The organism is Streptomyces sp. NPDC058240 (genome assembly GCF_042882135.1).
In the GTDB taxonomy this organism is placed as follows: domain Bacteria; phylum Actinomycetota; class Actinomycetes; order Streptomycetales; family Streptomycetaceae; genus Streptomyces.
Genome location: NZ_JBHVWT010000094.1, coordinates 1 through 10590 on the forward strand (window position 1 = coordinate 1; position 10590 = coordinate 10590).

Consider the following 10590-nt stretch of genomic DNA (forward strand, 5'->3'; position numbering starts at 1 on the left):
GTACTCGTCCCGGCGCAACCGCCGCTACCTGCGGCGACGCGGGATCAAGGTGGTGATCCCGGAGAAGGCCGACCAGTCCGCGAACCGCAAGAAGCGCGGCAGCGCCGGTGGTCGGCCGGTCTCGCACGACGCAACGCTGTACAAGGACCGCAACACCGTGGAACGGTGCATCAACCGGCTGCGGAACTGGCGCGGCATTGCGTTCCGCTTCGACAAGACTCCGGAAAGCTACGAGGCCGGACTGCATCTGTGTGGTGCGATGCTCTGGCTTCGCAGCCTCGCACCACATTCATGATCTGGACTCCAGACAGGACCTAGGACTCAGATCAGAATGAGGTTTTGAGGCGTCGCCAGCAGATGATCGCGCAGCCGAGGGTGAGGAACGCTTGGTGGATGTCGGCGCGGATCTCCCAGCGGATGCGCAGTCGGCGGAACCAGTGCAGGAGGGCGAAGGCTGCCTCCACGACCCAGCGGTTCCTGCCCGGGCCGCTGCCGTGCTCGGTGCCGCGGCGGGCGATGAGCGGACGAATGCCCAGCTCGCGGGCCTGGCGGTGGTAGATGTCGTGGTCGTAGCCGCGGTCGGCGTAGAGCACGTCGGGGCGCCGGCGGGGTCGTCCGCGCTTGCCGCGGATCGGTGGCACGGCGTGGATCAGGGGCAGGAGCTGGGTGACGTCGTTGCGGTTGCCGCCGGTCACGGTGGCGGCCAGCGGGATGCCGTGGGTATCGACGATGACGTGGTGCTTGCTGCCTGTCTTGCCCCGGTCCACCGGCGAGCGCCCGGTGGCGTCTCCGCCCTTCAAGGCCCGCAGGTGGGAGCCGTCGACGGAGGCGCGGGACAGGTCGAGTACGTCGCCGGCGCGCAGTTCGGCGAGCAGGAGTTCGTGCAGTTGCTGCCACACTCCCGCCTCGTTCCAGTCCCGCAGCCGCCGCCAGCAGGTCATCCCCGAGCCGAAGCCCAGTTCCTGCGGCAGGAACTCCCAACGGATCCCGGTGTACAGCACGAACAGGATCCCGCACATGACTTTGCGCTGGTCAAGCCGCTTGCGTCCGGGATACCGGAAGCGCCGCTCCACCACCGGCAGCAGCGGCTCGATCCGCTCCCACAACCCGTCCTCGATCTCCCACGGCTTGCGCCTGACCGTCCCAGTAGCCGCCTCGCACCCCCAACTCGTACCGATGTAGAAGGAACAGAAACTGACGCATGGTCATTCCCCGGCTTCATTCCGCTAGGAGTCCTTATGCGGATCGCAGCCTTCGAACTCGACGGCGTCGACCACACCTTCCGCCGAGGCCTGCCGTACACGACCGGTCAGGACAGCGCCCCCGACGACCTGGAAATCATTGCGGTGCCCCCCGCCAACTAGATCCGGCGCGGGGCCGGAGCGTGAGGAGCGGGCCGAACTGGTCGATCACGGGACTGTCCAGGACGGCTCCGACGCCGTGATCACACCAGCCACGCGGAAATCATCTCAGTTGCCGACGTTGCCCCATCTCCTCGATCCTGTGTGCTCAGCAAGCAGGGAGGGCACATGGGACTGGTTCTTTTTCCGGGCGACGGCGACATCAGCAGCCCCAATGGCCCTTGGTCGTGCAGCGGTTTTGCCGAGTTCCGACGGCGCCTTGCCCAGGCCGAGGGGCTCGTCCTCTCCGAGATGTGGGGCTTCGGCGGCGGACGCCCGTGGAACGAGGTGTCCACCCCACTGGAACCGCTTCTCGATCACCCGGATGACGGCGGTGACGACCTCTCGCCTGCCGAGTGCGCGGTGATTCTGCTTCGACTGGAGACGATCACCGACCAGTGGACACGGGCGGGCAACGATGCGCTCCTCCAGCAGCACATCGAGGACGCCTGCCAGCTCGCGGGCGTCCTACGGCTCTGCATCGAGAAGGACGTCCCGCTGCTCTTCCTCTGAACCCCGCCGACTACGGAACCCCACTTGCGGGGCAGCCCTTGGGGTCCTTCGTTTGGATCATGCCGGGCTCGCGTGCCCTGGTGCCGTGCCGCGTTGTCGTCGATCGCTATGACTCCGCGTCACTGCTTCCTCCTCTGCCTTGCGATGCACGGCGCCGGACCCCGCTCCCTGAGCGGACCTGATCCAAACGACGCCCCCTAGGCCCAATACCGGTGACTTTGAGGGTGTCGGTTCGTTGTGTTGAGTGTGCCAAGGCCGGGACAGGTGAAGTCGGTCGGGGGCGAGCGGTTTTCGGATCGCATCGCTCTCGGAGTGTTACTGATTTCGGCGTTTCGGGGTCTGGATTTGTGTCGGGAGGGGTGACGCGGCCCGTCCGGGCTGGTACGCCGGAGGCATGCGGTATCCGGACGGGGGCGGGCTGACCGCCGAGCAGCGCAGGCGCCGGGAAGAGGTACGGATGCGGGCCGTTGACCTCTTCGACGAGGGCGTGGAAGTCCCGTGCATCGCCCGGGAATTACGGGTGAGTGAGAAGTCGGTCTACCAGTGGCGCCGCACCTGGAGGACGGGCGGACGCGAGGCGCTGCGTTCCAGAGGCCCCTGCGGCTACGACTGTCGGCTCGGCCCACACCTGCAGACCGAGCTCGCGATGTGGCTTGATGAGGGGCCGGCCGCGCACGGCTGGGCGGACGACCAGGTGTGGACCGCCGCGCGGGTAGGCACGCTGATCGGGCGGAAGTTCCACCTCTCCTGCAGCGTCTCCGGGGTCACTCGGCTGCTGCACCGCATGGGCTACAGCGTGCAGATGCCCGCCCGGCCCGCCGCCGAACGCGACGAGGACGCGATCACCGCATGGCGGGAGGCGACCTGGCAGGAGGTAAAGCCCTCCGGGCGGCGACCGGCGCGTTCATCTGCTTCGAGGACGAAGCGGGCGTGACCGGTCGGCCGCCCAAGGGCCGCACCTGGGGCCGGCGCGGCATCACCCCGAGGGTCAAGGTGTCCGGCCGTGGCCGGGGACGTCTCTCGGCGGCCGGTCTGCTGTGCTACCGGCCGGGCCTGCCCGCCCGTCTGTGCTACCGGCTGCGTCGGCATACCGGCCGCAAGGGCGAGCGTCGCTCGCTGGGCGAGGCGGACTACATACGCCTGTTGGATGGCGCCCACCAACTGCTCAAGGCCCCGCTGATCGTGGTGTGGGACCGGCTGAACACCCACATCTCCAAGACGATGAAGGCACTCGTTGCCGAGCGGGACTGGCTGACGGTGGTCCTGCTGCCCGGGTATGCGCCCGACCTCAACCCGGTCGAGGGCTTGTGGGCGCACATCAAGCGGAGCCTGACCAACCTGGCCGCCCGCACCCTCAACGAGCTGGAGACTCTGCTCCGCAGGCGGCTCAAGGCGCTGCAGTACCGGCACGGCATCCTCGGCGGATTCCTCGCCGGGACGGGCCTCGCTCTCGACAGACCGGACAGACCCGTACTCGGCGGTCCGCAGCTCGGCGCCCCCGGGCTGTACTGATCGCCGGCGCATCGCCGGGAGCGGCACTTGAGGGGGAGTTGATGACTGACGGGGTGCGAAGGGGCGCGGACGGCGGCGGTACGGCGGAATTGCGGGAACGGGCGACCGAGGCCATCCGTGCCGTAGTCCGGCTGGCGGAGGGGAAGGGTTGGTCCGACGAGGCGCAGCTGGGCTCCTTGATCGATCGACTCCACTCCGTGGAAAGAGAGTTGATCCGGCACGAGGAGGATTTTTCTCTGGTCTTCGTGCACTTGGGACTCCTGCTCGGTGTGCGCTGCAACATGCGGCGCGACGGCAAGGCGCTCGACCCCGACGAGCGGGCGGAAGCGCTACGGCGTCTGCGCTGGGTGGACCGCCACGGGCCCCTCGCCGACCAGCTCGCGTTGCAGGCCCGCATGATGCTGCTCTTCCTGCTCGTGCCCTGGGCCCTGCCCCGGGCCGACGGCACCCGTACCGCGCTCCAGAACGCGCTGCTCGACGTGGCCGACGGGCAGGTCCTCACGGAGGCGCTGCGTTGCGACCTCACCGAGGCCAGGGAGGTGATCGACCGCATCGCCGAGGCGCCCTGTGACGAGGCCTTCCGGCGGCAGACCGAGAGCAACCGGCAGGACATCGAGCAGATGCTTGCCGCCGGGTCCGCCGGGCCTGCCGGGTCCGAAGAGATGAAGGCCCGTGGCACGGGCCACTCGGCACAGAGTGAACTCCTGGAAGCCGTACGAGGTCTGGTGGCCCTGGCCGAGTCGTACAGCACGGCGCGGTTCACCCGCGTACTCGTATGGCTGGACGTCGCTTCCCCCTCCGTGCCGGACACCGGCCCCCAGTCCGGCAACCCGACGCTCGACCCGGAGGTCGATCGGCTGCTGCGTCAGGCAGCCGTCGGCCGCGCGGCGGGCGCCGACGGTGTCCGCCGGGCCGCCGACCTGGCGCTGGCGAGCCTGCGCGCGTTGCCGCCGGACACGCCGCAGCGAGCCCGGGTGGCGAGGTTGCATGCCTACCTGCTGATCGCGTGGGAGATCCTGACCGACGAGCCGGCCGACTACACCGACGTGGAAAGGCCTACGCCCGAACCGGACGGCGACAGCGCGGACCGCTTGGCCGACTGGCCGATCGGTACGACCGTGGATCCCGGACTCCTTCCGTATCTCAAAAGTCATATACGGGACTTCGTCGCCCACACCGGCATCCGTGAGCGGCGTTCGGCGGCCTGGCGGGACCGGCTGCTGGCCTACCGGACCGGCGACCCCGGCTATCTGGACGACGCAGCCGCGCTGCTCAGGGAGGCGATCGGTGCGAGCCCCGTCGGCTCCTGGTGGGCCGTGGTGCTCCAGGCGGACCTGGTCGAGATCCTGAAGCAGGCCGCCGAGCACGGAGGAAATTTCCACGACGCCGACGTGGCCCTGGCCACCCTGCGCGAACTGCTTGCCGCACTGGAGCGTGACGGCTCGGTGCCGCTCGACGCGCCGTTCGCCCTCGACCTCGCGCTCACCGCCGCCAGTTGTGAGCTGAGCTACGCCCAACGCACCGGTGACCACGGCGAACTGCCGCGCCTGAGCGTCGAACTGCGCGGCCGGCACGCGGCCCTGCCCCCGGACAGCGAATGGCGCGGAAGGCTGGAAAGTCGGGTGGCCGAACTGGACGCACTTCTGCTACCCGCCCGACAGGACCGGATGACGCCCGCAGGCGTCCTCGACCCCACCCGGTCCGAGGCGGCCGCACCGGACATCCTGGATCGCGCGCTCTCCGAGATCCGCCGCGACCTCGATGATCCGCACGTCTACCACGAGCAGGAGTACGACCGACGGGCCGCCCTCGGCCTGCGGATGCTCTTCGACGTGATGCGCGGCGATGCGTCGCTGGAACTGCTGGACGAGGCCATCACCGAGATGACCCGCGCCCGCGTGCTGATCGCGGAGGGGCGTGGCCAGGCACACCGCGTGGACGTCCTGACGAAGCTGGCCGAGGCCCACCTCATGCGCGCCGCGCGCGGCGGCCCGCACCGCGCCGCTGACCAGCGGGCAGGTATCGAGGCTTTCCGCGAGGCGCTGGGCGAGCTGGCCGCCGACGTCCTCCTCCAGGTCGGCGCCGACCACGGTCTGTCGGCGGCACTCAACGGGGCCACGCTGTCGCGACGGCTTGCGTTCATCGCCTTCCGAATCAACCGGCCCGCAGAAGCGGTGGCCGACCTGGAGCGGGGCCGTGCGCTGGTGCTGCAGTCGGCCGCCGCCACCCGTGGCATCCCGGCGCTGCTCGACGCCGCAGGCCATCCCGGACTCGCCGAGCAGTGGCGGGCCCAGGTGCCCGCGCGCCCGCGTCGCTCCACCACGGCGGAAGCCTCCGGCGCCCGCGAGCCGCAGGCCCCCGACGGCACCCCGCCGATCCCCAGCGGCCTGCGACGCAAGGCACTCGCCGCCCTCGGAGTACGCCGGGGAGCCATGGAAGGTTCGGGTACCCAGCGGCTCCTCGGCGCCACCAGCCCGGCCGAACTGTCCGCGGGCCTCACCGCGACGGGCACCGACGCGTTGGTGTACCTGGTGCCCGGAGCGTCGGTGTCCAAAGGCACGTTCCCGGGCCGTGCGCTGATCCTGCGCCCCGGTGTGGCCCCCGAAGCGATCGTCCTGCCGGAACTGCTCCGCCACGGCAGCCCACCGCTCACCCGGTACCTCGACGCGGCGGCGGAACGCTCCCGCGCCCTGACCGATCCGGACCTCGCCCCGTCCGCACTCGCCGCCGGCGAGAGGCGCTGGCAGGAAGCACTGGGCACGCTGTGCGACTGGGCCTGGCAGGCCGTGATGGGGCCGGTGCTCGCCGTCGTACGACCGATGCTCGCGGCCCAGTGGCCCCTGCCCCGGCCGCCGCGGATCGTCCTGGTGCCGTGCGACACGCTCGGCGTCGTCCCGTGGCACGCCGCGCGCATCCGGGGCCTCGGCGAGCACGGTCATCGGTACGCCTGTCAGGAGGCGGTCCTCAGTTACGCCCCTTCCGGCGGCCAGTTCCTGGCAGCGGCTGCCCGGCGGCGGATGCCCCTCGCCACCGGACCGCAGGTGCTCGTCGCCGATCCGGAAATCACCCTGCCGTGGGCCGAGTTGGAGGCGGCGACGCTGCGTGCCACCTGCTACACCGAGGCGCTCCGCTACGGCGAGTTCTTCACCGCCGACGGGGAACGGGACGCCGCTGGCACACCGGAGGACCTGCTCGCCGTGTTGCCCGGCGGCACCAACCCGGCGGCGATGGTCCACCTGTCGTGCCACGCAGTCGCCGCGCCCCGGCCCACCGACTCGGAACTCCGGCTCGCGGTCCCGCCCGGTGCCGGAGCCGACGCCGGGAGGCTGACCGTGGCGGACATCCTCGACGCCTCTACCGACCGAGGCCCCGGCACGGCGGGGCCGCTGGTCGTCCTCAGCGCCTGCGAGACCGACCTGAGCGCGGGCCACCACGACGAGGCACTGACCCTCGCCACCGCACTGGTCACGGGCGGGGCCGCCGACGTCGTGGGATCACGCTGGGCGGTACGCGACGGCCCGACCTCGGTGGTCATGGCGGTCTTCCACCACTACCTCACTGCCCGGGGCCTGGCCCCGCCCGACGCGTTGCGCGCCGCCCAGTTGTGGATGCTCGACCCGCGCCGCGAACCCCCGCCCACCCTCGAGGGCCCGCTCCGAGCCCAAGCCGCCCGGCCCGACCTCCACCACCTGCACCACTGGGCGGCGTTCACGCACCAAGGGAATCCGGCGGCGAAAGCTCCGAGGCGGCCGACGGTGCACTGGAGCCAGTGACAACAGCTGTGCATTCCGCGCTGCCGGTGACAGGCAGCGCGGCCGGCCTGGTGACAACTACCGTGCCTTGCCCACCGAAGCCGCAGGTCAGTGGCCGATGGTGACAACTGTCGTGGAGGCCCGGACCGCCTTCGCAGAGGGCCCGGGATCGTTGTGGAATCCGGTGCGCACGCGCGTCTTTGGTCCGCGGCCCAGCCAGCATCTGGCTCGCCGACTCGTTCACGCCATACTGCGCACCCTGCGCACCCCGCGCACCCCGCGCACCCCGCGCCCGACACAAGAGACGCGGACTACGGGCATTCCGGACGCTCTCGGCGCCTTTGCGATAGGGGCCACCCTCGCACCGCTCCATCAGACCCTCGCCTCTCGGCGCGCCAACGCCTCCTACGACACCGTTCGCCGTTGGCCGCGCGTGGTCGGGTCCGTCCCGTGGAGGCGAAGGCTCCGCGGACGTCGGCGTCGGTCGTGCGCGGGCAGGAAGCAGTCGGCCCACGGCTGGTCAGCGCAGTGTCCCGAACACTGAGCAGGTGAGGCTGGGAGTGCTATTGATCGAGATGGCAGGCATCGTATGCCGCTTGGACGAATTCACGGACACGGTGGGTGGTGTTGGTCTTCAGCCACATGGGCCCCCACTGGACCGGTGGGGCGTCGGTGAAGGGCAGGTAGACGACATCGGGGCGGGGATAGAGCCGGGCAACACTGTCGCCGACCGGGAAGACCCCACGACCGAAGGCGACCAGAGTGAGGGTCTCGGTGAAGCTGGCGGCGCGGGGGCCACGGGGAACCGGCGCGCCCGACGGCGTGACCGTCGGGTTCCGGTCGGTGCGGAAGGCCTCGGGCATGTCGGCGGGCACCAGGATCACCGGATGGACGGCCAGTTCCTCCATCGATACCGCCTGACGGCCGGCCAGCGGGTGCCCGGCCGCGACTGCAAGCAGCCGCGGCTCGGACAGCAGGACCGGCCCGGCCAACACGTCAGGCTGGGCGGCGATGAGGACGTCGGTGATCAGGACGTCGATGTCGCCGCTCCTTAGACGGGTGACGGCGTCGTGCCCCTGCGTCTCATGGATGTGGACCTCGCAGTCGTGATGCCGCTTGGCGAACAGGGCGATCGACTTCAGCAGCAGTTGCCCGGCGACGCCGCTGAGAAATCCCACGCGCAGGTCACCGGTGATGCCCCGTCCGGCGTCGATCGCCCGGCGCACGGCGTCGTTCATCCCGGCGACCAGGGGAGTCAGGTCGTCGGCCAGTTGCCTGCCGATCGGCGTCAGGTGTACCTGGCGGCTGGTGCGCTCGAACAGCGGCGCGCCAATCATGCGTTCAAGCTTCTTGATGGTCTGGCTCACCCGCCCGGTGGTGATTCCTACCCGCTCGGCGGTGCGCCCGAAATGCAATTCCTCGGCCAGCGCAAGGAACGCCTCGACCTCATGCCGTTCCAACACAGCCCCGGCCTCCTTGAGTTCAGCTAAACGATCGTAGCGTGATCGTGCGTTGATGCCCTCATCTCCGGGCGCCATCGTTGAGCACACCTCACCCCGGGGGACTGGCAGGAACCCGAGGGGGAGAGGTGCTGTGACTACCCGTTTCGGTGAGGAGATTCCGATGACCGCTGCGCGCAAGGTCGTGGCCGGACTGTTCGTGTCGCTGGACGGTGTGGTGGAAGCGCCGGAAGCCTGGCACTTCCCGTACATGAACGACGAGATGGGTGCCGCGGTCGGCCAGATGCACGCCGAGGCCGACACGATGGTGATGGGACGGGTGACCTACGAGGCGTTCGCCGGAGTCTGGCCACATCGGACCGGCCCGATGGCCGATGCGATCAACGGCATCCGCAAACTGGTCGCCTCCACCACCCTGCAGGAGCCCGGCTGGAACAACGCCACCGTGATCGACGGCGACGTCATCGCCGCGGTCAAGGACCTCAAGCAGCAGCCGGGCCGGAACATCAACCTCTCCGGCAGCATCGGCCTGACCCGCGCCCTGCTGGAGGCCGGACTGCTGGACGAGCTGCGGCTGCTGGTCCACCCCATCGTGCTGGGCGCCGGGCAGAGGCTGTTTCCCGACGGCAACCGCCAGGTGCCCCTCGCCCTCGTTCGCTCGGCCACCTTCTCCACCGGCGTGCTGGACCTGACCTACCAGCCCGCCTGACCCGCCCACTTCGAAAGAACGGAGACACTCATGAACAACATCGAGACCAAGATCCTCGAGGTCCCCGGAGCACAGCTGCACTACGAAGTCCGCGGGACGGGGCCGCTGCTGCTCATGATCCCGGGTGCGCCGGCTGATGCCGGGACGCTGGCCGGGCTCGCCGACGGTCTTTCCGACCGCTACACCGTCGTCACCTACGACCAGCGCGGTCTGTCCCGCAGCCCCTTGACCGGCCCCGCCGGGGACCAGACAGTCGCGGCCTTCAGCCAGGATGCGCATCGCCTGATCGCCGCCCTGAGCGACGAGCCCGCCTACGTGCTCGGCACCAGCGGTGGCGCATTGACCGGCCTCGACCTGGCGACCCGCCACCCCGAGCACATTCGCGCCCTGATTGCGCACGAACCGCCGATCCCCGAGCTCCTGCCCGACGCCGCGCACTGGTGTAGAACGTTTCACGAGGTGCACAACACCTACCGGAACCAGGGGCCTGAGGCGGCGATGCAGAGATTCGTAGCCACCATCGACGGTGATGCCGACGCCCCTCCGCCGAAGATGCCCGACTTCTCCCAGATGCCACCCGAGACGCTGGAGATGATGGGCCGCATCCAGGGCAACCTCGACTACTTCTTCGACCACGTGCTGCTGCCTGTGCTGCGTTTCGAACCCGACATTGCCGCGCTGCGTGCCGGCCCCGTGCGGATTGCCGTCGGCATCGGAGCTGCCTCGCCCGCGGGCGTTCCCCTCAACTCCGCCCTCGTGCTCGCCGAGCGCCTGGACGCCAAGCCGATCGAGTTCCCCGGTGACCACCAGGGTTTGGCCATCGAAGCCATCACCAGCGCCGATATCGTCCACGCCATCCTCGCGTAAGCGCTCTTCCTTTCGTTCAACTACGCGGAAGTACCCGTGGGCAGAGAGTTCGATTCCTGTCTTCGGTGTGTGGACCAGAGCGACGTTGTCCGGGTGACAGCCACCGTCGCTTCCGTCACCCAGCAGTTCGGGGTGAGATGGGACGAGGTACCACGCGCCTGGAAGACGCTCACCCTTCGGAGGTTCGATCCGGGGATTCCCTCGCTGATCAGAGACCTGCCAGAGGATTCCAACTGGTATGAGCAACCCCAGGACCCGGCACGCAACCGCGACAGGGATCTCGTCGGCGGCGAGCTCTCTCACGAGCGGGTAGAGCCTTTTCCCGGCAGGTTCGCCTGCGACAGGTAGGCCGCCGCGCGGCGCAGGACCTCGTTCTC

The 10590-nt window shown here is 69.7% G+C and carries 10 protein-coding genes and 1 pseudogene; 9 read left to right on the forward strand and 2 right to left on the reverse strand.

The window, feature by feature from the left end:
- Positions 1–295 (forward strand): annotated as a pseudogene (locus tag ACFVX4_RS40665) (IS5/IS1182 family transposase); the annotation flags it as partial.
- 31 nt (positions 296–326) lie between these two features.
- Here ACFVX4_RS40665 and ACFVX4_RS40670 read toward each other — a convergent pair.
- Positions 327–1118: an IS5 family transposase gene (locus ACFVX4_RS40670; protein WP_389988152.1), complete on the reverse strand. Its 792-nt coding sequence runs from the start codon at positions 1116–1118 to the stop codon at positions 327–329.
- Positions 1119–1238: 120 nt separating this feature from the next.
- Between ACFVX4_RS40670 and ACFVX4_RS40675 the strand changes: the two genes are divergently transcribed.
- From ACFVX4_RS40675 to ACFVX4_RS40695, 5 genes are all read left to right on the forward strand, one after another.
- On the forward strand, positions 1239–1364 hold the full coding sequence (locus ACFVX4_RS40675) for a hypothetical protein (RefSeq protein WP_389988125.1): 126 nt from the start codon (positions 1239–1241) through the stop codon (positions 1362–1364).
- 165 nt (positions 1365–1529) lie between these two features.
- Positions 1530–1913 (forward strand): hypothetical protein, encoded by a 384-nt coding sequence (locus ACFVX4_RS40680; RefSeq protein ID WP_389988128.1) that lies wholly within the window; start codon positions 1530–1532, stop codon positions 1911–1913.
- 394 nt (positions 1914–2307) lie between these two features.
- A complete protein-coding gene (locus tag ACFVX4_RS40685; protein ID WP_389988131.1) occupies positions 2308–2847 on the forward strand; it encodes a winged helix-turn-helix domain-containing protein in 540 nt (179 codons plus the stop codon).
- Positions 2844–3425 (forward strand): transposase, encoded by a 582-nt coding sequence (locus ACFVX4_RS40690; protein WP_389988134.1) that lies wholly within the window; start codon positions 2844–2846, stop codon positions 3423–3425. The genes ACFVX4_RS40685 and ACFVX4_RS40690 overlap by 4 nt, the downstream gene beginning before the upstream one ends.
- 41 nt (positions 3426–3466) lie before the next feature.
- Positions 3467–7198 (forward strand): CHAT domain-containing protein, encoded by a 3732-nt coding sequence (locus ACFVX4_RS40695; protein ID WP_389988137.1) that lies wholly within the window; start codon positions 3467–3469, stop codon positions 7196–7198.
- Between the two features lie 542 nt (positions 7199–7740).
- On the opposite strand, the gene ACFVX4_RS40700 is transcribed toward ACFVX4_RS40695, so the two are convergent.
- Positions 7741–8715: a LysR family transcriptional regulator gene (locus ACFVX4_RS40700; RefSeq protein ID WP_389988140.1), complete on the reverse strand. Its 975-nt coding sequence runs from the start codon at positions 8713–8715 to the stop codon at positions 7741–7743.
- 85 nt (positions 8716–8800) lie between these two features.
- On the opposite strand from ACFVX4_RS40700, the gene ACFVX4_RS40705 reads away from it, so the two are divergent.
- From ACFVX4_RS40705 to ACFVX4_RS40715, 3 genes are all read left to right on the forward strand, one after another.
- Positions 8801–9346: a dihydrofolate reductase family protein gene (locus ACFVX4_RS40705; RefSeq protein ID WP_389988143.1), complete on the forward strand. Its 546-nt coding sequence runs from the start codon at positions 8801–8803 to the stop codon at positions 9344–9346.
- A gap of 30 nt (positions 9347–9376) precedes the next feature.
- Positions 9377–10213 (forward strand): alpha/beta fold hydrolase, encoded by an 837-nt coding sequence (locus ACFVX4_RS40710; protein WP_389988146.1) that lies wholly within the window; start codon positions 9377–9379, stop codon positions 10211–10213.
- 69 nt (positions 10214–10282) lie between these two features.
- Positions 10283–10561 (forward strand): hypothetical protein, encoded by a 279-nt coding sequence (locus ACFVX4_RS40715; protein WP_389988149.1) that lies wholly within the window; start codon positions 10283–10285, stop codon positions 10559–10561.
- Positions 10562–10590: the final 29 nt, after the last annotated feature.

Bases quoted from the DNA above. Each gene is read 5' to 3' on its own strand.
- ACFVX4_RS40675 (WP_389988125.1), top strand. From the start codon at position 1,239: ATGCGGATCGCAGCCTTCGAACTCGACGGCGTCGACCACACCTTCCGC.
- ACFVX4_RS40680 (WP_389988128.1), top strand. From the start codon at position 1,530: ATGGGACTGGTTCTTTTTCCGGGCGACGGCGACATCAGCAGCCCCAAT.
- ACFVX4_RS40685 (WP_389988131.1), top strand. From the start codon at position 2,308: ATGCGGTATCCGGACGGGGGCGGGCTGACCGCCGAGCAGCGCAGGCGC.
- ACFVX4_RS40695 (WP_389988137.1), top strand. From the start codon at position 3,467: ATGACTGACGGGGTGCGAAGGGGCGCGGACGGCGGCGGTACGGCGGAA.
- ACFVX4_RS40700 (WP_389988140.1), bottom strand. From the start codon at position 8,715: ATGGCGCCCGGAGATGAGGGCATCAACGCACGATCACGCTACGATCGT.
- ACFVX4_RS40705 (WP_389988143.1), top strand. From the start codon at position 8,801: ATGACCGCTGCGCGCAAGGTCGTGGCCGGACTGTTCGTGTCGCTGGAC.
- ACFVX4_RS40710 (WP_389988146.1), top strand. From the start codon at position 9,377: ATGAACAACATCGAGACCAAGATCCTCGAGGTCCCCGGAGCACAGCTG.